Raw genomic sequence first — 20,842 nt, 5'->3', positions numbered from 1 at the left:
GTTTCGGGTGTTCTGTTGGTTGAGGAAGGAGTTGGGATGAGCTTGCCGGATGTGGTGTCGCGGGATGAGTGGTTGGGGGCTCGGCGGGAGCTGTTGGCTGCGGAGAAGGCGTTTACCAAGGAGCGGGATGCGTTGAACACGCGTCGGCGTGAACTGCCGATGGTGTTGGTTGAGAAGGGGTATGCGTTCAACGGGGTCGACGGTCCGGTGGGGCTGATCGAGCTGTTCGAGGGGCGGGACCAGCTGGTTGTGTACCACTTCATGTTTCAGCCGGAGTGGGATGCCGGGTGCCCGAACTGCACCGGGTTCGTCGACGACATCGGGTCGACGCGGCTGCTCAACGAAGCGAACACCACGTTCGCGCTGGTCTCGCGGGCGCCGTACGAGAAGCTCGCCGCGTACCGGGAGACGCGTGGGTGGGAGTACCCGTGGTTCTCGTCGTACGGGAGCGACTTCAACTACGACTACCACGTCACGCTGGACGAGTCCGTCGTACCGTTCGAGTACAACTACCGCACCAAGGCCGAGTGGGACGTGCTGCTGAACAACGAGCACACCCAGACGCAGCAGCCCTTCGACCTCCACGGCCTGAGCTGCTTCCTCCGCGTCGACGAGAACGTCTACCACACCTACTCGACGTACGGCCGAGGCCCAGACGCGATGACGTTCACCGCCACCGCCCTGGACCTCACCGCGTTGGGTCGCCAGGAGCCCTGGGAGAAGCCCGAAGGCCGCAGCCTGGAGTCACCTGACGACCACTGCCACTAGCTCACGGATTGGATGATCACGTCTCCTTGGCCGATGAGGACGTTCGCGTCGGTCCGGGCCTCTACGTTGCCGAGGAGCACCCGCCCTGCGGCGGGTACCGCGGTGGCGGTCACCGCAGCCGAGACGGTCCACTGTGCGCCCGTCGCTCTCAGCGCGTTGGCGTCTGCCACCGCGATCGAGCCGTAGACGGGATTGACGAGTACGTCGCGGTAGTTGTACGTCGTCGTTCCCGAAGGCACGGCGTACCCGTCGACGAGCGCGACCCACACGCCGACCGCGGGGTTGTTCACGGTGACCGCCTCCTCGGCGGTACTGCCCGCGCTCTGCGCCGCCAGGACGCAGCTTCCGGTAGTGCAGTTGTACAGGAACAGGTCGAGGTCCGCGTTGATGTCACTCGCGCCCCCGATCGACGCCCGGAGCTGCGTCGTTCCTGGCGTGACGCTGACCTGGAACTGCTGCCCCGCGCCGTCCGCGATCGAGGGCGTCGACAGCTTCGCGCTGCCCAGTGCGGTCCCTACAGCCCTGCCCGTGAACGGTCCCTGCTGGTTCGTCAGGGTGTACGAGCGGGACTGCGGCGTCCCGAGAGTTGCCGAGGGGATGATGTCCGGGTTCGGCGATACCGATACGCCGAGCAGCGATGCCGTCAGGGTGAAGGGAGTGTTCAAGACGTCCGACGTACGCCGGGCCTCGACGGTGATCTCCCAGACCCCGGGCAGTGGGTTGATGACGGTCCGGCTGAGCGGATCGCCCCCACAGGTCCCACCGGCGACCGGCGGGCTGTAGCAGTACAGGCTGTTGGTCTCGGCGGACTCGCTCGGCAAGCCGTACGGGCTGAACCGAAGGAATCGTGCCTGACCGGTACCGGCCGTGCCGTTCGGGCCGGACAGGTCCACCTTCAACGCGGCGACACCCGCGGGAACCCGGAAGAAGTAGCTCGTCGTCTGGTTGCGGCCGATGGAGCCGCTGACCGTCCGCGACGGCGTGGCCTGCGCCAGGGTGTACGGCACCACGATCGTGTTCAGGGTCTGGAACTCGATCCCCGGTGTACTGGTGTCGTCGAACTGCAGCAGCGCCGAATGCGCGCCGACGGACTTGGCCTTGACCAGGACCGGCAGCGGGACGTCCGTGTTCAGCGGCAGCATCACGTTGCCGGCGGTGACGAAGGTGCCGTCGCTGCCGAGCCAGGACAGCTTGTACTTCACGATGCCGGCCGGGCCGGAGGTACGACGCAGCGTGTACGTGCGGGTGTACTCCGTACCCAGGACGACGCCCTCGCGGTCGTTGATGCCGATACCGACGCCAGGCGTCGCCAGGAAGCCGGACAGCGCGGTGCTGACCGGAACCTTGGCACTAACGGTGTCGGTCCGTGAGTTCTTCTTCAGCAGGTTCCACGCGTCGCCGACGCTGGCGAGACCGTTGCCCTGCTGGTACGCGCTGTAGTTCGTCAGGAACCGTGCCGTCGAGAACAGCGACTTGCGCAGCTGCGCCGGTGTGACCGCCTGCCCGTTGGCCTTCGCGGCACTGAGCAGCAACGCGCCGGCCCCTGCCATCTGCGGCGAGGCCATCGACGTGCCGTTGAACATGCCGTAGCCCGGCGGCAGGGTGTACGTGCCGGCGACCGGCTGACCCGCCTGCCAGGTCGGCACGGCCGAGACCGCGGCGCCCGGTGCGACGATCTCCGGTTTGAGTGCGCCGTCCTCGGCGGGACCACGCGACGAGAACGGGTGCAAGTTCTCGGCGGGGCCGGTCGTCGAGCCGTAGTTCGACAGCCAGGTGGCGCGGGTGATGTACGAACCGGCGCTGACGACCTGGGACGCCACCGACGGGTCGCCGACGGTGTTCATCCCCGGGCCGCTGTTACCGGCCGAGATGAACAGCTGTACGCCGTTCTCGTTGATCAGCCGGTTGTAGACCACCGCGCGGGCGTTGTTGCCGTCGTTCAGTGCCGGCAGGCCGCCGATCGACATGTTGACCACGTCGACGTGCGCGACGGTCACCGCGTAGATCATGCCCTCGAGCAGCGCGTGGTTCGTGCATCCGGCGATGAACAGGCACACCCGCACCGACACCAGCTTCGCGCCCGGCGCCGCGCCGCTCATGTTCCCACCGAAGAGCTTGTTACCGGCCACGATGCCGGCGACGTGCGAACCGTGCGCGCCGGAGACGATGCCGATGTTCACGGCCTGGTTCGCCGGGTCGGTCTGGACGACGAACGGCATCGACTCGCTGATCGGCGTGGCCGGGTTGTCCGTACCGAAGTGGTTGACGTCGTAGTGGACCTTGTAGTCGGTCATCGGCTGGTCGTCGGCGAACGTGCCGTTCTGGTTGGTGTCCACCCAGACGGTGTTGGCGGCCGTGTCCCAGAGGACACCGAACAGCCCTGACGATCCCGCCGGGTTGCCGTCGCGGTTGACGTCGTTGCCGACCTCGCCGCCGAGGCGTGCGTCGCGCTCGTTGAACGTGCCCTGACGGAACTGCGCGGGGTAGCCGGCGGCCTGCGCGGTCATGTGGATCCACGTCGGGTCGTTGTCGGCGTTGGTAGTGCCGACGAACGCCGGGTCGGTGTAGGTGACCCAGTCGGTGATCTTCCGCTCGCCGGTCGAGGTCGTGTTCAGCGACGGGTGCCCGAGGTCGACACCGGTGTCGAGGATGCCGACCGTGACGCCGCGGCCGTCCCACGCCGGATTGGCGTTGACGAACTGTGCGGCACCGGTGTCACCCGTCGGCATATACGGGTTGACCCGAGGGGTCGACGCGTTCGGCGCCGGCTGTGGACTCGGGTCCGTGCTGCCGTGCGGGCGCGGATCCTCGAGTGGGATCACGTCGTCGACGTCCGCGGCGGTCACGCCTGCGAGGCTCGCGACGTCCTGGGCCTTGTCGATGTTGATCTTCACGCGCAGGTACCCGACCGAGTCGGTGCGCTTCTCGATGGTGCCGCCGAGCTTGACGAGCCGCTGCGCCACATTGCCGCTCTGTCCCTTGTCGGCGGCGACGAGCAGCGTGACCGACGTCTGGCCCTTCGACCTTGCCTTCTGCAACAGCGCCTTGGCGGCGTAGCCAAGTTCCTTCTTGTGCTGTGGTGGTGGGTCGGCGGCGGCCGGCGCCACCCCGACCATCGCGACCGCAACCGCCCCCGCGATCCCGATGACACCGAGCTTCCTGATCCAAGACAGCATTGTCCGATCCCCCATCCCATGAACCCCACACAAGCGTTACCCGTGACCTGCCTGTGACCCCTGGGAGCACATTCGCACCAAACCCCGGCCGTCGCCAGGCCTCGACCCCACTCAACTCGCGGGGGAGGAATCGCCGGGTGGGGGAACGGGCCGGTCTGTAAGCCGGATTCTGTGGTGGCGATCATCCATCTACGGTGGCCGTTGCCGGACACCTCTAGCGGCCTACCCGCGAGCTCGGGCGGGCCGCCCTCGGACGCTCGCGCGGGTGGTGGTTGCCCACCGCCCTTCTTGGCCTTGCTCCACGTGGGGTTTACCTAGCCTCCGCAGTCACCTGCGGAGCTGGTGGTCTCTTACACCACCGTTTCACCCTCACCCGCACTCCGACGAACCACGGGGTTCATCGGAGCCGCTGGCGGTCTGTTCTCTGTGGCACTGTCCCGCGGGTTACCCCGGGTGGGCGTTACCCACCACGCTGCCCTGTGGAGTCCGGACTTTCCTCGGCGTCCTCTGCAAAGGACGACGCGATCGCCCGACCGACCCGTTCCGTACGATCAGGATACGGCCTCGGCGGTCACCTCGGGCCACAGGCCGTCGGGACCCCGGAGGTACGGGCGTACGTCGACCACCGCGTCCAGGTTCAGCGGCCCGTAGATGTGCGGGAAGCTCATCCCGGTCCCGTCCAGGTCCTCGTCGCACAGCGCGGACACCAGCCGGGCGGTGTCGATCACCAGCAGGCACAGTGGCTCGGTCACGTCGTCGTACGCGAAGTTCGCGACCATCGCGACCTGGTCGGGGCGGGATGCGTGGATGAACGTCGCGCCGTCGTCGAGGCTCTTGCCGCGGGTCGACCATCGGTAGCTTCCGGCCCCTACCGCAGCCTCCCACTGGTCCACGAACGCGATGTGCAGAATCGTCGCCATGAACCCAACGCTAGTGGTTACGGCGGTGGATTAAGGTGCTCGACATGGCCAACGAGGAGCACACCGACCCCGAGACCAAGCCCGAGACCAAGCCGGAGACCAAGCCCGCGAAGCCGGTCGACGACCTGGTGACGACGCAGCACACGCTGACGGTCGACGGGCAGGAGTTGCGGTACACGGCGACCACCGGACGGATCGTGCTCCGCGAGGAGGTGGTCACCGACGGCAAGTTCGACGGGCTGAAGCCGAAGGCGGAGGTGTTCCTCACGGCGTACACGCTGGACGACGCGGACGCCGAGGACCGTCCGGTGACGTTCGCGTTCAACGGCGGGCCGGGATCGTCGAGCATCTGGCTGCACCTCGGTCTGCTCGGCCCGCGCCGCGTGGTCTCCGGCGATGTGGGTGAGCTCGCGCCCCCGCCGTACTCGATCGTCGACAACGCGGAGACGTTGCTGAAGTACAGCGACGTGGTGTTCATCGACCCGGTGTCGACTGGCTTCTCGCGGGCCGCGGAGGGGGAGAAGCCGGGGGACTACCACGGGTTCACGCGCGACCTGGAGTCGGTCGGTGAGGTGATCCGGCTGTGGACCTCGCGGAACGGGCGATGGATGTCGCCGAAGTTCCTGGCCGGCGAGTCCTACGGTACGACGCGCGCCGCGGGGCTGGCCGCGCATCTGCAGCAGCGGTACGGGATGTACCTCAACGGCGTCATGCTGATCTCGGTGGTGCTGGAGTTCGGCACGCTCGACTTCACGCCGGGCAACGACCTGCCGTACACGTTGTTCCTTCCGTCGTACGCCGCGATTGCGCACTACCACGGTCTTGTGCCGGATCAGTCGCTGGAGGAGGTGCTCGCGGACGCGGAACGGTTCGCGGCCGGCCGGTACCCGAATGCGCTTGCCCAGGGCAATCGAATCCCGGCGGACTACCGCGCCGAGGTGGTCACCCGGCTGGCCTCGCTGACCGGGTTGAGCGAGGACTACATCGATCGCGTGAACCTGCGGATCGAGCACGGCCGCTTCTTCGCCGAACTGCTGCGTGCCCGTCGGCTGGTTGTCGGCCGGCTCGACGGCCGCTTCACCGGATGGGACCCGGACGCGGCCGGTGAACGGCAGGACCGCGACCCGTCGATGAACGCGATCACCGGGCCGTACTCCGCGGCGCTCAACCACTACGTCCGCGTCGAGCTCGGCTACGAGAACGACCTGCCGTACGAGGTCATCAACATGGATGCCGCGAAGAACTGGTCGTTCAAGGAGTTCGAGGGCACGCAGATCTCGGTCGCGGAGAAGCTCGCCGAGGCGATGCGCGTCAATCCGCACCTGAAGGTGCACGTCGCGTCCGGCCACTACGACGGCGCGACGCCGTACTTCGCCACCGAGCACACCCTCGCCCGCCTCCAGATCCCCGCCGAGCTGACCACCAACATCGAAACGAAGTACTACCCAGCCGGCCACATGATGTACATCCACGACCAGTCCCGCATCCAACAGTCCGCCGACCTCGGCACCTTCATCACCGCATCGTCCAACCGATGATCCTCATCCGCCGCGCAGACGCAGTACAGACGCCGGCCGTCCCAGGCGTCGTACTGCGTCCACCGGCGGTCGAGGACGCAATCCCGCTCGGCAAGCTGTACTTCGAGGCGTACGACGCGGGCGTTGCCGCAGCCACGGAACAGGAAGCACTCGAGGACATCGAGCTCACGTTCGCGGGGGAGTACGGCGTACTGGCGCCGAACCTCAGCCGCCTCGCCTGGGAAGACGAGACGTTGGTCGGCGCACTCCTGGTCGTCGAACGCGCCCCTTGGCCCGACACCCCGGACTGCGCTTTCATCATCGAACTCTTCACCGCCCGCTCGCACCGTCGGCGGGGGATCGCGCGGTTTTTGCTGGCCTGCTGTGCGGCGACAACTGTTGCTTTGCGAGTCGATGACGGCAACGTGCCCGCACTCGAACTGTATCGTGATCTGGGCTTCCGCGACGGATGATCTTTCCATCTGTGGACAACCGAATCTCCTTGAAAACAAGGAGATTCCGGTTTGATAACTGTCGGTGGGCATGTCTATCGTTGTGGGCATGGAACTTCTGGGCGAGCGGCCGGTCTGGTCGATGAGCGACGGCGAGCTGCTGCCGACTCTCGACCAGGTAGACGCAGCCGTCGCCTCGTTGCTCACCTACCGCCTGCAGTTGGTCGCTCGCGTCGACGAGACCGGTCTTGCCGAAGAACTTGGCGCTCGCGACACTGCCGAGTTGCTTGCCATGCGCCACCGCATCGACCGCCGCGAGGCCCACCGCGACCTGAAGCTCGCCCGGAGATTGCCGAAATACGGCGCCGTGTCGACAGCCCTCACCGACGAGACCCGGCCGCTGCGTCCGGCCCAGGCGAACGCGATCGTCACCGCGCTGGAGCGGGTTCGGTCCAGAGTCCCGATAGCAGACCTCGATGTCGCAGAGGAACAGTTGGTCGACCTCGCCGGTCACCTGTGCCCAGGTGAGCTTGCCAAGGCTGCCAAGGAGATCTGTGACCTGCTGGACTCCGACGGCCCCGAACCCGACGAGAACGCGGCGTACGAGCGGGAATCGCTGACCCTGATCGAGGCCGAGAACGGCGTGAAGTTCCGCGGCTACCTGGCCAACGAGAACGCCGAGCTGCTCCGGTCCCGCGTCCACGCGGCGGCTCGACCGCACAAGACCGTCGACGGTGAGCTCGACCCGCGATCCCGCGAGAAGCGCCAAGCGGACGCGCTCACCTCCACCCTGACGATCGCCGCGGCAGCGACAGACACCGGCTTCAAGCCACCGATCGGCGACAACCGTCCCGCGGCGGGCGCCGAGGTCCTTCCTCTCGACGGTGCCCTTCCTCTCGACGATGCGGCGGCGCCCGGCGCGGAGAGGTGGCTGCCCGGGTTCGGTGCGAAGGCGAACATCACTGTCACCATCGATTTCGAGGACCTGAAGTCTGCCGTCGCCGACGCGACCGGCGACCTGGTGTACGGCGATGGTCTCTCAGCCGCGGCGATCCGCCGGATGGCCTGCGACGCGAAGATCATCCCGCTGGTGCTCGGCTCGAACTCCGAGCCACTCGACGTCGGACGGGCCGAACGCCTGGTGACGCGGGTGATGCGTCGTGCGTTGAACGTCCGCGACAAGGGCTGCGTGGTGTGCGGTGCGCCGCCGAACCACTGCGACGCCCACCATCTCCGGTCGTGGATCGACGGCGGCGAGACTGCGATCCACAACCTGGTTCTCCTCTGCCGAGCACACCACCGGGCCCTCCACGACGGCCACTGGGTCATCACCATCGTCGACGGAGAAGTCCAGGTGTCCCGCCCGAGCTGGGCAGACCCACCACCCCAACCAAGGCCACCCGTCTCAGCCCTCCTCGCGGCAACCGCCCCGCGGCCAGATGGCAATGCCGCCACGGGACCTGCGGTGCGCAGTCAGCGTTCGGGCCGGTGGTCCGCCGACGAAGCCACGATGCAGGAAGCCGCCCGCTTCGCAGTCCGTGGCGATCCCTCGACCGATCCACCCCCCATCCAGGATTCTCTGATATCTGAAGACCGCGATCTCATGCCGGCCGTAGCTTGGCAGCGTGGGAACGGCTACGGGTAGATCCGGAAGCCCGAGAAGGTTCGGTGCTCCAGGGACGCGTAGAAGTCTTCGGCGGTGTCGGTGATCAGGTCTACGCGTTGGGCGCCGGTCAGGGGAGTGGCGTACTCGAGGATGGCGCGGCCGATGCCCTTGCGGCGGTATGCGCTGTGGACGGCCATCTGGGCGAGGTAGGCCTGGATGAGGCCGTCGCTCAGTAGGTAGGCGAAGCCGATGACTTGGTCGCCGTCGAGTGCGACGACGGTCGTCACGCCGGGAGCCGTGAAGACCGCGTGTGCGCGAGCAGGATCGGCGGGGAGGCTTGGCCAGTTCTCGGCTTCGCAGATTGCGAGGATGCCCGGGAGGTGGGTCTCCTGGTACTGCGTGACGGTCACGGGAGGGTGAGTACTTCGGCGCCGGTGTCGGTGACTACCAGCGTGTGCTCGAACTGCGCCGTACGCGACTTGTCCTTCGTGGTCGCGGTCCAGCCGTCGTCCCACAGGTCGTACTCGTACGTGCCGAGTGTCAGCATCGGCTCGATCGTGAACGTCATCCCGGGCTCGATCACGTCGTCGAAACGCTCGTCGTCGTAGTGCGGGATGATCAGGCCGGAGTGGAACGACGTCGAGATGCCGTGGCCGGTGAAGTCGCGAACCACGCCGTACCCGAAGCGCTTCGCGTACGACTCGATCACGCGGCCGATGATGCTCACCTGACGACCGGGCTTGACCGCCTTGATGCCGCGGTTCAGTGCCTCGAGAGTGCGCTCGACGAGCAGCCTGCTCTCTTCGTCGACGTCGCCGACCAGGAACGTCGCGTTGGTGTCACCGTGCACGCCGTCCAGGTACGCCGTGATGTCGACGTTGACGATGTCGCCGTTCTCGAGCGGACGGTCGTCGGGGATGCCGTGGCAGATCACCTCGTTCACCGACGTACACAACGACTTCGGGTAACCGCGATAGCCGAGCGTCGACGGGTACGCGCCGCGCTCCACCAGGTACTCGTGGCCGACCCTGTCGAGCTCGTCCGTGGTCACGCCGGGCTTCGCCGCTGCACCGACCGCCTGCAACGCACGTGCCGCGAGCTTGCTCGCGACACGCATCTTCTCGATCAGCTCGGGCGACGTCACATAGGACCCGTCGTACGGCGTCGGCGCCGGCTTGTCGACGTACTCCGGACGCGGAATGGAAGCAGGTACGTCGCGGCGCGGCGAAATGACGCCAGAGGTAAGGACAGACATGGTGAGATCATTCTAGAGAGCTGCGACAAGACTCCCAGGAGGTGGTCATCCAGATGAGCGACGATCACAGCAACGAGTGGTACTACAACACAAGGACCGGCAAGGTCGAGCCGTACCAGGGTGCGAAGTCGGGCGACCGGCTGGGGCCGTACAGCTCGCCCGAGGAGGCCGCCCGCGCCCTGGAGAAGGCCCAGGAACGCAACGAGGACTGGGACAACGACCCGAAGTGGAACGACGACTGAGGTCCGGCTCCGACGACGTGCCGAGGGGCACCACCCGACCCGGGTGGTGCCCCTCGACAGTTACCGACTTCTGCTGACGTGAAGGTCAGCGGGCTACTCGCTTGGCCGCGGTCTTCCGGGCCGGCGCCTTGCGTGCCGGTGCCTTCTTCGCAGCCGTCTTCTTCACCGCGGACTTCTTCGCGGCGGTGCGGGCCGGCGCCTTCTTCGCGGCGACGCGCTTCGCGGGAGCCTTCTTGGCGGCGACCTTGCGGGCCGGCGCCTTCTTGGCGGCGACCTTCTTGGCCGGAGCCTTCTTCGCCGGCGCCTTCTTGGCGACGGTCTTCTTCGCGACAGTCTTCTTGGCCGTCGTCTTCCGCGCTGCCGTCGTCTTCTTCGCAGCGGTCGCGCGCTTCGCCGGCGCCTTCTTCGCGACGGTCTTCTTGGCCGTGACCTTCTTCGCCGGAGCCTTCTTCGCCGCGACCTTCTTCGCGGGGGCCTTCTTGGCGGTGGTCTTCTTGGCCGGCGCCTTCTTCGCCACCGTCTTCTTGGCGGCGGTCTTCTTGGCCGCACTCACCTTCTTCGTCGCTGTCTTCTTTGCTGCGCTGACCTTGCGCGCGGTGGTCGTCTTCGCGGCGCTGGTCTTCTTCGCGACAGTCTTCTTGGCGGGAGAAGCCTTTTTGGCTGTCGCCTTCCCTGCGGCTGCCTTCTTGGCTGGCACTCTGCCTCCTTGGTGCGGCTGAGGAAAACCACGGTGGATTCCTCGTCGTCATGATGATGACAACACTTGTGCGCTACGTAAAGCACCGGAAACGTCCGCAGGTTAAGGAGAACTGGCGGCGTACTGGCAGGCAAATGCCGAAAATCCTTGTGCAGAAGGGATTCCGCCGCGCCCCGAGCATGCCGGATAGGCAGAATAATTTCTTGGCGACACGCGCACAATCTGGGCCTCAAACGCCCCGATCGACGAGTGTTGTCCTCGGCAACGTCCTGCGAACGTGAGGTGCAACGAGCAGATGAAGAGTGCGTACGACGACCTGCGCAACGTCGTCGAACTACCCGGCGAGGTGCGTCGTGTGGTGAGCATCGTGCCGTCGTTGACGGAGTCGATCGCGGTCACGCATCCGGCCGAAATCGTTGGTGCCACCGACTGGTGTACGCATCCCGCGGACCTCGACGTCGTACGTCTTCGCGGTACCAAGAATCCCGACCTCGATCGCATCCGCGCACTCGCACCGGACGTCGTCGTCGCGAACGCCGAGGAGAATCGCGCGGCCGATCTCGACGCGTTGCGAACGAGTGGAATCGCGGTCTGGGTGACCGCGCCGACGACGGTGCCCGAATCACTCGACTCGCTCGGTCGCATGCTGTCCGCGATCATCGGCGGCGAACCGCAGTGGCTGCACGATGCGCGCGAGGTGTGGAGTACGCCGTACGACGGAATGCGCCGGCGGGCCGTGATACCGATCTGGCGGCGGCCGTGGATGGCGCTCGGCCGGGACACGTTCGCGGGCGATCTGTTGTCGAGGATCGGTATCGACAACGTCCTTGGACAATCCGGTGAACGTTATCCGCGGATCGACCTCGACGTGTTACCGGACTACGACATCGTGGTGCTGCCCGACGAGCCTTATCCGTTTTCTCCCGACGACGGTCCGGAGGCGTTCACGAAACCCGCGCGCTGCGTATCCGGGCGGCATCTGACCTGGTACGGACCGTCACTCGTCGAGGCGCGCGACCTGTTGAGCGAACAGCTCGCGTGACGTCCGCCACGATCACCGCCCGACCTCTGGACGAGTTAGGCATGCCTCACCTACGCTCCCTGCGTGCCGTCGATGACCGCGAAGAAGAAATGCTGCAAGGACAAGCCGAGGTGCAAGAAGTGCCCGGTCGTCCTGCTGCGCCTGTCCAAGGCAGGCTGCGCCGAGCGGCTCGATCGCGTGCACTACGAGGTGGACAAGAAGGTCCCGAAGAAGGTCCTGAAGGAAGCCCGCAAGCGCTGACTTACGAAGCTCGGCGCAGTGTGATGACGTCCGCTGCTCGCCGGAGCATTCCGGGGATCGTGGCGTGCGCGGCCTGACCGGTCGCCTCGAGGTCGTCGCCGTACCACCAGCCGTGCGCGCTGATGGTCTGCAGCTCCAGCTCCTCCTGGTTCGCGAACGTCACGTCGACGCGGTCCACCGCGACCGCGAAGAACGTCTGGTGCTGGACGATCCGGCACCCGCCCCACTCGAACTCGATCGTGTTCGTCGCCACCGGTGTTCCGAGCGCGTCGATCGGCAGCACGATGCCGACCTCCTCGCGCAGTTCGCGGCCGGCCGCTTCCGCGACCGTCTCACCGGATTCGACGCCGCCGCCGATCGTGAACCAGTACGGCGTCTGCGGCTTCAGCGGATCCCAGCCGTGCAGCAGCAGCACCTTGCCGTCCGGACGCACCGGCAGCACGCGGGCCGTCGTACGGTGCCGGACCGTTCCTCGTGGTGGCAACTGGGATTCGCTCACACCACAAAACGCTAAAGGACAGTGCATGTTCCGCGTCGGGTGCTGCGGCGCGTCTCACATGGTTGCTGTGGACACCTACGATCGAAACATGGCAAGCATCGGTCTGGGACTGGCAGCGCTCGGGCGTCCCGGGTACATCAATCTCGGGCACGACGAGGACCTGCCGCCGCGACGTGCGGTCGAGGACCTGCGGGTGCGGACGCACGAGCTGCTGGAGCAGGCCTGGCAGGCAGGTGTTCGGTACTTCGACGCCGCGCGTTCGTACGGTCTTGCCGAGCAGTTCCTCGGAGAGTGGATCACACCGGAACGCCGTACCGCGATGACTGTCGGGTCGAAATGGGGTTACACGTACGTCGCCGACTGGCGGCACGACGTGGACACGCACGAGGTGAAGAACCACAGCCTCGCGACGTTCGAACGCCAATGGCCGGAGACCCTGCAAGCGCTTGGTGGACCGCCGGACTTCTACCTCGTGCACAGCCTCACGTCGGACAGCCCCGCGCTTGAGGACAAGCGCTTGCTCGATCGGCTGCGCGAACTCGCGGACTCCGGTGTCCGCGTCGGGCTCTCCACAAGCGGTCCACGACAGGCCGAGACACTGCGGAAGGCGTTGTCCTCCGGTACGCCGTTCTCCGCCGTACAAGCCACCTGGAACGTCCTGGAGACGTCAGTCGGTCCCGCACTCGTGGAGGCGCACGACGCCGGCTGGTTCGTCGTCGTGAAGGAGGCCGTCGCCAACGGCCGCCTCACGTCCCGCGCGGGCGAGACGCCGTTCAACGAGTTCGCCCACCAGCACGGCGTCGCACCTGACGCGTTGGCCGTCGGCGCGGCCGTCGCTCAACCGTGGGCCGACGTGGTCCTCAGCGGAGCAACCACGACGGCCCAACTAGCCAGCAACCTCGCCTACCGCACCGACGGCCCACTCACCGAGTTCACCCAGCAACCAGAGGAGTACTGGACCGAACGCTCATCGCTCCCCTGGATCTGACCGCGACGCCCAAACCCAGCTAGCTCAGGGCCGGTGGGCCGGCAGCTCGACAGGAGGTGTCTGCTGGTTGGCCTGGGTGACAGGCGTGCGTGCGTCCGCGCGGATCGGTAGTGGGCGTATACGTACTGTCGAGCTGCCGACGCGTGGGTTGTCAGAAGGTGTGTTCGTCTCCTGGGAATGCTCCTGAGGCGACCTCGGAGGCGTACGTCGTGGCGGCGTTGGTGAGGATGCCGCGGAGATCGGCGTACTGCTTGACGAAGCGGGGCATGGTGCCGGAGCGGAGGCCCGCCATGTCCTGCCACACCAGCACCTGGGCGTCGGTGTCGCGGCCGGCGCCGATGCCGATCGTCGGGATCGGGATGCGCTTCGTGATCTCCGCGGCGACGTCGCCCGGGACCATCTCCAGCACCACCGAGAACGCACCGGCCTCGGCGAGCGCCACGGCGTCGTCGATCAGACCGGCTGCCTGATCACCCCGGCCCTGGACGCGGTACCCACCGATGCTGTGCTCGCTCTGCGGCGTGAAACCGATATGCGCCATCACCGGGATGCCGGACTGCGTGAGCTTCTCGACCATCGGTACGACGGTCCGCCCGCCCTCGAGCTTCACCGCGTGAACGCCGGCTTCCTTCATGAACCGCACTGCCGTGTGGAACGCCTGCTCCGGCGACGCCTGGTACGAACCGAACGGCAGGTCCGCGACGACCAGCGAATGCTCGACCGCCCCGGCAACCGCACGCGCCAACGGGATGAGCTCGTCGACCGTCACCCGGAGGGTGGTGTCGTAGCCGAACACGTTGTTCGCGGCGGAGTCACCGACGAGCAGCACCGGGATACCGGCCTGGTCGAAGATCTCGGCGGTGTACTGGTCGTACGCCGTCAGCATCGCCCACTTCTCACCACGGCTCTTGAAGTCCCGCAGATGATGAATCCGATACCGCCGCGGCCGCTTCACCCCGTCACCAGGAGCCGCGCCTTCCGGAGCCTGCTTCCCTGCACCTCCGCCGTACGGCGAAATCTCCGCCTCACCACCCGCGACTGCACCTGCAGCTGCCGGAGCTGCACTGCTCGGGGATGTGTCGGCGGCCTGTGTTTTGGTCGCAGACGGACCTGCGGTGTCGCTCGTGGTTGGTTGGGCGCGACGGCCGGCTCGGTGTGAGGTGGCTTGTTCTGGGGTGATCTGGCTGGGGGCGTCCTGCTGGACGCCCGCGCGTCGGCGGGCGCCGAGCGGGCGGGCTGCACCAGGTACGTGCGGTTGCTCGCTGGCGTCGTTGACCGGTGCGTTGCTCTCGTACTCGGCACTCGGGTCCGACAGATACCCGTTGTCCCGCACACCAGGAGCTGCCTCCTGCGACGGCCGAGGCCGAATCTCCTGAGGCCGAGTCTCGTCACCACCACCCTGCCGCCGCTCAGCCTCCGCGCGCTGTCGGGCCTCTTCGCGTCGCCGAGCTGCTTCGCGTTGCTCAGCGTCCTGACGCCGCAAAGCTTCCAGGCGGCGTTCAGCGTCCTCGCGTCGCTGGGTGTCTCCCTCCTGACGGGGCGGCTCGGGTGTGCGGGGTGGTTCGGGGACGCGGTCGTGGCTCCAGATCGGTTCTGGACCCGGGCCCGGCTCGTAGCGGCGGGGTGGTTCCTGGCCGCGGCCGGGCTCCTGGGCTCGTGGTGCGTCCGGTGGTTGGAGACGCTGCGGAGGCCGCGGCGGCTGCTGCGCACTCGACCCATTGCTCAAACCGTTGCTCGACCCATTACTCGACCCATTGCTACTGAGCCCGTTGCTCGAGCCGTGGTTCAGTCCGTTGCTGGTGCCGTTGTTCGCAGCGGGTGACGGCGGCTGTGGGACGAACGGGTTCGGCTGTGGTGCCGGGCTGCCCCAGTTCGTGCTGCCGTTGGACGGCTGCGGTGGGCGCTGCGGCGTACCGCTTCCACCCGGAGCCTGAGGCGCCGGAGGTACTGGAGGCTGGGCCGGCCGCGGCTGGGCCGCACCTGCCGCACCGTTGGACCCAGGCCCGAACGGACTAGGCCGCCCCTGCGGCGGTGCCTGCGGAGGCTGTTGCGCCGGCGGCTGTTGCCGGAACGGGTTCTGCTCCTGGTGCTCCCGCCCGTACGACTCCTGCGGAGGAGGTGGCGCACTGGGAAGGTATGGCGATTTCGGCACGTACGGCTGCTGCGGGACCGGCCCGCGCTCGTACGTGCGCGGCGCGTTCGGCAGCGACGGTGACGGGTCGAGACCCCACCCAGAGGTACCTGAGTCGCGGTCCCGCCAGGTGTCGTTGTCGTAGTCCGAGCGGCGGTGTTCCTCGGTTGCCCGGTTCGCCGGTCCGGTCCCGTACGGCGAGGGCAACTCCTCGTCGTCACCCTGGGTACCGGCCGACAGGAAGTTGTCAACCATGCCTTCATCGTCCCACCGATGCGGAGGGTGAGCGCCACCGCCTGTGGGTGAGCGATCGCTCACATCGTCGGGGTGACTCTCTTTGGGCAGGCCAGAGCGGTCGTGGGTCTCCTCAGAGGAGCCCCACGGCTGGTCCTGAGCCCAGGGGTCGGGCTGGGACGGTCGGTACCGCCAGGAGTCGCTCAGTGCTCGGCCGCCTTTCGTGCATCCTCACGCCACGCGTTGGTGATCGGCAACCGACGGTCCCGGCCGAACGCCTTGTGGGTGATCTTCGGGCCCGGCGGGTACTGCCGGCGCTTGTACTCCGCTCGGTCGACGAGCTGGATCACCTGGGTGACCAGCCCGGTCTCGAACCCGGCGGCGACCAGTTCCGCACTGCCGCGGTCCTGCTCGACGTAGTCGTCCAGCATGTCGTCGAGCAGGTCGTACGGCGGCAGCGAGTCGGTGTCCTGCTGACCCGGGCGAAGCTCCGCCGACGGTGGCTTGGCGATCGAGTTCGCCGGGATGGGCGGCTGCTGGCCGCGAGCCTTCGCGTCCTCGTTCCGCCATTTCGCGAGCCGCCAGACGACTGTCTTCGGGACGTCCTTCAGCGGCGCGTACCCGCCGACCGCGTCGCCGTAGATCGTCGAGTAGCCGACGGACAGCTCAGACTTGTTGCCACAGGCAAGTACCAGGTGGCCGTCGGCGTTCGACAGCCCCATCCAGATCACCGCGCGGACCCGGGCCTGCAGGTTCTCCTCCGCGAGCCCGGTCAGGCCGAGCGTGTCCAGGAACGGCTGCACCATCGGCTGGATCGGTACGACGCGATAGTTCAGGCCGGTCCGCGCGGCGAGGTCGGCGGCGTCGTCCTTGGAGTGGTCGCTGGAGTACACGCTCGGGTTGGAGATCCCGAACACGTGCTCGGCGCCGATCGCGTCGCAGGCGATCGCGGCGACCAGCGAGGAGTCGATGCCGCCGGACAGCCCGAGCAGCACCGACTTGAAGCCGTTCTTCTGCACGTAGTCGCGCAGCCCGGTGACGATCGCGCCGTACATCTCGGCCTCGTCGGACAGCCGCGGTGCGATGTTCGACTCGATCGCCTCGTACGACGGGAGCTCGTCGTCCTGGAGAACGGTGTGCACGATCTCGATGCCTTCGTGGGTGCCGGACGGCGTCCCCGAGGCCGCCGGGAGGTCGAGGTCGACGACCATGCTGCCCTGCTCGAACTGCGGTGCGCGGGCGAAGATCTTGCCGTCGGCATCGGCGATCAGCGAGTCGCCGTCGAAGACCAGTTCGTCCTGGCCGCCGACGAGGTTCACGTACGCGAGCGCGCAGCCGGCCTCGCGGGCGCGGCGCCGTACGAGATCACCGCGGACGTCGTCCTTGTTGGCCTCGTACGGCGAACTGTTGACGACGAGCAGGAGTCCGGCACCGGCCTCGCGGGTGACCGCGACGGGGCCGCCGTCCTGCCAGAGGTCCTCGCAGATCACCAGGGCGACGTCGACGCCGTGGATGCGGACGACCTGCAACGTGTTGCCGGGGACGAAGTGCCGGAACTCGTCGAAGACGCCGTAGTTCGGCAGGTGGTGCTTCACGGCACTCGTGACGACGCGGCCCTGGTGGATGACCGCGGCGGCGTTCGTGGGGGAGCCCTTCGGACGGCCGAGGCGGTCGATGCCCATCGCCGTACCGCCGGCCCGGTCGAGGTACCCGCAGATCACCACGATGTCGCCGAGTCCTTCGTCGGCGAGCCGCTTGGCGAGCGAGTGGATCCGGTGCTGCGAGGCGTCCACGAACGACGCGCGCAGGGCGAGATCCTCCACCGGATAACCGGTCAGTCCGAGCTCCGGGAACGCGACCACGTGCGCACCTCGCTCGACCGCGTTCCGGGTCCACGCGACGATCCTGTCGGTGTTCCCGTCGATATCACCCACGGTCACATTGAGTTGAGCAAGCGCTACCCGAAGCTGAGGCACGAGAGCACATTACTGGTTCCCCCGGCCCGACCCCACGTGCATCGCCAACCTCTTACGAATGCCGAAGGAAACTCCGCACCCGATCGAGGTTCCCGTCCACCGTCTCCATCGCATCCACGGTCAGCCGCTCACCCCCCAACTGCGCATACTCACTCCGCATCCGCACCACGTGATCCCACCCCACCTCGTGCCACCCGGGGATCCCACGCCGCCGCCCTTCGAGCCGCCGGCGGTGCTCGCCTTCATCGCTGCAGACACACTCCACGATCCGCAACCGCCCGTCGTACCTCGCGGCCAGTTCGCCCCACCGCTCCGCGATCTCCTCGTTGACCAGACAGTCCACGATCGCCGACTGCCCGAGCATCAGCTGCCGTTCGGCGAGCGTCCCGAGGAGGTCGTAGTACATCGCCAGGAACGCCGGACGGTCGAGGCCGCCGAGGACGCCGTGCGGTCTGAGGGCTCCGAGCAACCAGTCGCCGGCGAAAGCCGGGACTCCGGTTTCGGTGGCCAACTGTTCGGCCAGCGTCGACTTTCCGGTTCCCGGCAGTCCGGTGAACGCGATGATCTGCTTCACCGTGATGACGTTAGCGAGGTGCGGGCTACCACGAGGGGGGTGAGGGTGGTCCAGCCGAGGGACTTGTAGAGGCGGCGGCCCTCGGGGGAGGCGGCGAGGTAGGCGGTGGTGGCGGAGCGGCATCGGGCGGCGTGGGCGAGGGCGGTCATGACGGCCCGCGCGAGACCGCGGCGGCGATGGGCGGGATCGGTCTGGATCATGTCGGCGACGGCGCCGGTGTGCAGGACCGCCATCCGTCCGGTGGCGGCGACCTCGCCGTACCCGCAGACCTGTGCCTCGACCACGGACGGCGTGGCGGAGAGTTCGAGGGAGTACGGCGGGGGAACGGGATACGACACCTGGTCGACCAGCCGGACGGTCATCAGCCATTCGGTGCGGACGATCTCGAGCGGCCTGAGGTCGGCGGCGACGCGATCCGCGGCGCCGGTGATCGTGAGCCACGACGTACCGGGCGGATTGCAGTCGGTCAGCGCGAGATGCGCCGCGGCGGTGGCGTGCTGCTCGGCCGCGACGTACTCGACCCGCCGCTCCGGCTCGCCGATCCGGACGACCGTGACGTCGTCGACGCGTTGGAAGTCGGTCCACCCGCGGGAGGCGGACCACCCACGCTGCCAACGACTCAGGGCCTCGTCGTGCATGCAACTATCGAACAGCGACGAAGGTTCACTCGGCAGGGACTTTCGTCGGATGTGCCGCCGACGCCGCACGGATTGACTGGGAACCATGACCACCCAGGGCGGACCGACCGGACTCAGTGAACGCGCCTTGGGCCCGGACCTCGCCCGCGGCTTCATGCTGCTCTTCATCGCCTTGGCGAACTCGCACTACTTCATCGCCGGCCACGAGTACTTCGGCGGATTCCCGACCGCCGGATCGCCCGTCGACCACGTGCTCGGCCTGCTGATCTCGACCCTCGTAGACGGTCGCGCGTTCCCGATGTTCGGCGTCCTCTTCGGGTACGGCGTCGCGCAGATCGTCCGCCGCCAACGCGAATCCGGCAAGGAGTGGTGGCCGATCCGCAAACTGCTGTGGCGCCGCAGCCTCGTGCTGGTCGTGCTCGGTTTCCTGCACGCGATGCTGCTCTACGTTGGCGACATCCTCGCGGCGTACGGCGTACTCCTGTTCCTCGGCGTCTGGGCCCTGCGCTGGAAGGACCGTTGGCTATTCGTCGTCGCCGCGGCCGTCCTCGTCCTCACCGCACTGCCCAGCGACGACTCCCTCGCCGGCTCCGCCGATGGCCCCGATCCTTCGATGCTCCCGGCAACCTTCCTCGGCCAGTTCCCCGACCGGTTGGTCGTGCAGCCGTTCATCGCCGGACTCGGCTGGATCGGCTTCGTCACCCCGTTCCTGATCGGCCTGTGGGCGGGCCGCCGCCGGATCCTCGAACGCCCGGCCGAACACCTCACCCTGCTCCGTACGACGGCCCTGCTCGGCCTCACGATCGCGATCCTCGGCGCCCTCCCGATCTCGCTCATCGTCGGCGGCGTACTCACCCGGCCCAGCGATCACGCGGTGACCATCCTCGGACCGTTGCACGACGCAACCGGCGTCTTCGGCGGATTCGGGTACGCCGCCCTCATCGTCCTGATCGCACACCGGATGGGCGACCGCCAGGGCCGTGTGACCGTGGCGATCGCCGCCGTCGGACAACGATCGTTGACGTGCTACCTGGCCCAGTCCGTCGTCTGGGCGGCCGTGTTCACGCCGTACCTGCTCGACCTGTCGGACACGCTCACCACGACCACGACAGCCCTGCTCGCCGTCGCGACCTGGCTGGCGACCGTACTGCTCGCCGACCGGATGCGACGCGCCAGCTACCGCGGACCGTTCGAGCTCCTGATCCGAAGGATCACGTATCAGCCCAAGACGATCTCGGACACGCGATCCCGCAATTCCGGGAGCCGCGCGTAGAACACGTCACCCGGGCACTGTGTCGTGTTGTAGTCCCGGTGCCCGACGATCGCCACCTGCGGGTCCAGACCGTACTTCGTGCACAACCACGCGCACGTCAGCGCCGACATGTCGAACAGCGCGACCGGCACGTTCTCGGTCACGTAGATGCCTTCGTGCTCGATACCGATCGTGTGGCTGTTGTTGTTCGCGGTCTGCGCGCCGAGCACGTTCTGCCCGTTGTTGATCGACGACAGCGACTTGCTCCGACCCTCCATCAGGAACCCGCCGCGGCTGATCGTGAGCTGGTTGCCGATGTCGATCCAGCCGTTGGTGTCCATGTGCAGGTCCTGGATCCAGTGCTGGACCTTGTACGCCGCGGCGAGCGAGTAGTCGGTGACGTTCGGGCTCGCGGTGTGGTGGATGACGATGTGATCGGGCTTGGCGATCACCTGCGTCGCGGACTTGGGAGGGCGCGCCGACCACTCGGTGCGCGTGTAGCAGCGCGGCGCGGGGGCGGCGTGCGCTGCTGTCGGGAGTGTGATGCCACCGAGCAGTACGCCGCCGGCGGTTGCGCCGAGGACGGTACGCCGGGACACCCGGGCATGTTGGAAATTTTCTGGGGCGGTCATGTT

General features: G+C 67.4%; 20 protein-coding genes and 1 other RNA gene. 9 read left to right on the top strand and 12 right to left on the bottom strand.

Annotation, left to right across the window (positions count from 1 at the left end):
- Positions 1–36 precede the first annotated feature (36 nt).
- The gene (locus tag EV649_RS03690; protein ID WP_130380491.1) at positions 37–768 is read left to right on the top strand and encodes a DUF899 domain-containing protein; all 732 of its coding nucleotides are present in this window, start codon (positions 37–39) and stop codon (positions 766–768) included.
- Here the strand turns inward: EV649_RS03690 and EV649_RS03685 are convergent.
- From EV649_RS03685 to EV649_RS03675, 3 genes are all read right to left on the bottom strand, one after another.
- Positions 765–3,944, bottom strand: a complete 3,180-nt coding sequence (locus EV649_RS03685; RefSeq protein ID WP_130380489.1) for a S8 family serine peptidase — start codon at positions 3,942–3,944, stop codon at positions 765–767. The genes EV649_RS03690 and EV649_RS03685 overlap by 4 nt on opposite strands.
- 142 nt (positions 3,945–4,086) lie before the next feature.
- Positions 4,087–4,485: RNase P RNA component class A (gene rnpB / locus EV649_RS03680), an RNA gene on the bottom strand.
- A gap of 10 nt (positions 4,486–4,495) precedes the next feature.
- Complete coding sequence (locus EV649_RS03675; protein ID WP_130380487.1) at positions 4,496–4,864, bottom strand: DUF952 domain-containing protein; 369 nt, start codon at positions 4,862–4,864, stop codon at positions 4,496–4,498.
- Positions 4,865–4,908: 44 nt separating this feature from the next.
- Between EV649_RS03675 and EV649_RS03670 the strand changes: the two genes are divergently transcribed.
- From EV649_RS03670 to EV649_RS03660, 3 genes are all read left to right on the top strand, one after another.
- Positions 4,909–6,402 (top strand): peptidase S10, encoded by a 1,494-nt coding sequence (locus EV649_RS03670; protein ID WP_130380485.1) that lies wholly within the window; start codon positions 4,909–4,911, stop codon positions 6,400–6,402.
- The gene (locus tag EV649_RS03665) at positions 6,399–6,854 is read left to right on the top strand and encodes a GNAT family N-acetyltransferase (RefSeq protein ID WP_130380484.1); all 456 of its coding nucleotides are present in this window, start codon (positions 6,399–6,401) and stop codon (positions 6,852–6,854) included. The genes EV649_RS03670 and EV649_RS03665 overlap by 4 nt, the downstream gene beginning before the upstream one ends.
- Before the next feature lie 88 nt (positions 6,855–6,942).
- Positions 6,943–8,478 carry an HNH endonuclease signature motif containing protein gene (locus EV649_RS03660; protein ID WP_157996161.1) on the top strand — a complete coding sequence of 512 codons (1,536 nt, stop codon included), beginning with the start codon at positions 6,943–6,945 and terminating at the stop codon, positions 8,476–8,478.
- Here EV649_RS03660 and EV649_RS03655 read toward each other — a convergent pair.
- Both EV649_RS03655 and map read right to left on the bottom strand, forming a co-directional pair.
- The gene (locus EV649_RS03655; RefSeq protein ID WP_130380480.1) at positions 8,469–8,849 is read right to left on the bottom strand and encodes a GNAT family N-acetyltransferase; all 381 of its coding nucleotides are present in this window, start codon (positions 8,847–8,849) and stop codon (positions 8,469–8,471) included. The two genes, EV649_RS03660 and EV649_RS03655, sit on opposite strands and share 10 nt — an antisense overlap.
- Positions 8,846–9,694 carry a type I methionyl aminopeptidase gene (map, locus tag EV649_RS03650; protein WP_130380478.1) on the bottom strand — a complete coding sequence of 283 codons (849 nt, stop codon included), beginning with the start codon at positions 9,692–9,694 and terminating at the stop codon, positions 8,846–8,848. The genes EV649_RS03655 and map overlap by 4 nt, the downstream gene beginning before the upstream one ends.
- A gap of 53 nt (positions 9,695–9,747) precedes the next feature.
- Between map and EV649_RS03645 the strand changes: the two genes are divergently transcribed.
- Positions 9,748–9,936, top strand: coding sequence for a hypothetical protein (locus EV649_RS03645; protein ID WP_130380476.1), 189 nt, complete (start codon positions 9,748–9,750; stop codon positions 9,934–9,936).
- Positions 9,937–10,021: 85 nt separating this feature from the next.
- Here the strand turns inward: EV649_RS03645 and EV649_RS03640 are convergent, their stop codons facing one another.
- Positions 10,022–10,633, bottom strand: coding sequence for a histone H1-like repetitive region-containing protein (locus EV649_RS03640; RefSeq protein WP_130380474.1), 612 nt, complete (start codon positions 10,631–10,633; stop codon positions 10,022–10,024).
- Between the two features lie 295 nt (positions 10,634–10,928).
- Here EV649_RS03640 and EV649_RS03635 point away from each other — a divergent pair, with 295 nt between their 5' ends.
- On the top strand, positions 10,929–11,675 hold the full coding sequence (locus tag EV649_RS03635; protein WP_130380472.1) for a helical backbone metal receptor: 747 nt from the start codon (positions 10,929–10,931) through the stop codon (positions 11,673–11,675).
- A 63-nt stretch (positions 11,676–11,738) separates the two neighbouring features.
- Positions 11,739–11,915: a hypothetical protein gene (locus tag EV649_RS40710; RefSeq protein WP_157996160.1), complete on the top strand. Its 177-nt coding sequence runs from the start codon at positions 11,739–11,741 to the stop codon at positions 11,913–11,915.
- 1 nt (position 11,916) lies between these two features.
- On the opposite strand, the gene EV649_RS03630 is transcribed toward EV649_RS40710, so the two are convergent.
- On the bottom strand, positions 11,917–12,414 hold the full coding sequence (locus EV649_RS03630) for an NUDIX domain-containing protein (protein ID WP_130380470.1): 498 nt from the start codon (positions 12,412–12,414) through the stop codon (positions 11,917–11,919).
- An 88-nt stretch (positions 12,415–12,502) separates the two neighbouring features.
- On the opposite strand from EV649_RS03630, the gene EV649_RS03625 reads away from it, so the two are divergent.
- Positions 12,503–13,402 (top strand): aldo/keto reductase, encoded by a 900-nt coding sequence (locus EV649_RS03625; protein ID WP_130380468.1) that lies wholly within the window; start codon positions 12,503–12,505, stop codon positions 13,400–13,402.
- A 151-nt stretch (positions 13,403–13,553) separates the two neighbouring features.
- Here EV649_RS03625 and panB read toward each other — a convergent pair whose 3' ends face one another.
- The 4 genes from panB to EV649_RS03605 all read right to left on the bottom strand — a co-directional run bounded on the left by panB (position 13,554) and on the right by EV649_RS03605 (position 18,955).
- Positions 13,554–15,788, bottom strand: a complete 2,235-nt coding sequence (gene panB, locus EV649_RS42120; RefSeq protein WP_347233115.1) for a 3-methyl-2-oxobutanoate hydroxymethyltransferase — start codon at positions 15,786–15,788, stop codon at positions 13,554–13,556.
- 182 nt (positions 15,789–15,970) lie between these two features.
- Positions 15,971–17,743: an NAD+ synthase gene (locus tag EV649_RS03615; RefSeq protein WP_130380466.1), complete on the bottom strand. Its 1,773-nt coding sequence runs from the start codon at positions 17,741–17,743 to the stop codon at positions 15,971–15,973.
- Between the two features lie 52 nt (positions 17,744–17,795).
- Positions 17,796–18,317 carry an AAA family ATPase gene (locus tag EV649_RS03610; protein WP_157996159.1) on the bottom strand — a complete coding sequence of 174 codons (522 nt, stop codon included), beginning with the start codon at positions 18,315–18,317 and terminating at the stop codon, positions 17,796–17,798.
- Complete coding sequence (locus EV649_RS03605) at positions 18,314–18,955, bottom strand: GNAT family N-acetyltransferase (protein WP_157996158.1); 642 nt, start codon at positions 18,953–18,955, stop codon at positions 18,314–18,316. The genes EV649_RS03610 and EV649_RS03605 overlap by 4 nt, the downstream gene beginning before the upstream one ends.
- A gap of 85 nt (positions 18,956–19,040) precedes the next feature.
- Between EV649_RS03605 and EV649_RS03600 the strand changes: the two genes are divergently transcribed.
- On the top strand, positions 19,041–20,228 hold the full coding sequence (locus EV649_RS03600) for a DUF418 domain-containing protein (protein ID WP_130380460.1): 1,188 nt from the start codon (positions 19,041–19,043) through the stop codon (positions 20,226–20,228).
- Here EV649_RS03600 and EV649_RS03595 read toward each other — a convergent pair.
- Complete coding sequence (locus tag EV649_RS03595; protein ID WP_198682285.1) at positions 20,174–20,806, bottom strand: peptidoglycan recognition family protein; 633 nt, start codon at positions 20,804–20,806, stop codon at positions 20,174–20,176. The genes EV649_RS03600 and EV649_RS03595 overlap by 55 nt on opposite strands.
- Between the last annotated feature and the right edge of the window lie 36 nt (positions 20,807–20,842).

Source organism: Kribbella sp. VKM Ac-2569, assembly GCF_004216905.1.
Lineage (GTDB): Bacteria > Actinomycetota > Actinomycetes > Propionibacteriales > Kribbellaceae > Kribbella.
The sequence above is the reverse complement of the archived record's forward strand: the minus strand, read 5'-3'. Positions and strand labels throughout refer to the sequence as shown.

Bases quoted from the DNA above. Each gene is read 5' to 3' on its own strand.
- EV649_RS03690 (WP_130380491.1), top strand. From the start codon at position 37: ATGAGCTTGCCGGATGTGGTGTCGCGGGATGAGTGGTTGGGGGCTCGG.
- EV649_RS03685 (WP_130380489.1), bottom strand. From the start codon at position 3,944: ATGCTGTCTTGGATCAGGAAGCTCGGTGTCATCGGGATCGCGGGGGCG.
- EV649_RS03675 (WP_130380487.1), bottom strand. From the start codon at position 4,864: ATGGCGACGATTCTGCACATCGCGTTCGTGGACCAGTGGGAGGCTGCG.
- EV649_RS03670 (WP_130380485.1), top strand. From the start codon at position 4,909: ATGGCCAACGAGGAGCACACCGACCCCGAGACCAAGCCCGAGACCAAG.
- EV649_RS03665 (WP_130380484.1), top strand. From the start codon at position 6,399: ATGATCCTCATCCGCCGCGCAGACGCAGTACAGACGCCGGCCGTCCCA.
- EV649_RS03660 (WP_157996161.1), top strand. From the start codon at position 6,943: ATGGAACTTCTGGGCGAGCGGCCGGTCTGGTCGATGAGCGACGGCGAG.
- map (WP_130380478.1), bottom strand. From the start codon at position 9,694: ATGTCTGTCCTTACCTCTGGCGTCATTTCGCCGCGCCGCGACGTACCT.
- EV649_RS03645 (WP_130380476.1), top strand. From the start codon at position 9,748: ATGAGCGACGATCACAGCAACGAGTGGTACTACAACACAAGGACCGGC.
- EV649_RS03635 (WP_130380472.1), top strand. From the start codon at position 10,929: ATGAAGAGTGCGTACGACGACCTGCGCAACGTCGTCGAACTACCCGGC.
- EV649_RS03625 (WP_130380468.1), top strand. From the start codon at position 12,503: ATGGCAAGCATCGGTCTGGGACTGGCAGCGCTCGGGCGTCCCGGGTAC.
- panB (WP_347233115.1), bottom strand. From the start codon at position 15,788: ATGGTTGACAACTTCCTGTCGGCCGGTACCCAGGGTGACGACGAGGAG.
- EV649_RS03605 (WP_157996158.1), bottom strand. From the start codon at position 18,955: ATGCACGACGAGGCCCTGAGTCGTTGGCAGCGTGGGTGGTCCGCCTCC.
- EV649_RS03600 (WP_130380460.1), top strand. From the start codon at position 19,041: ATGACCACCCAGGGCGGACCGACCGGACTCAGTGAACGCGCCTTGGGC.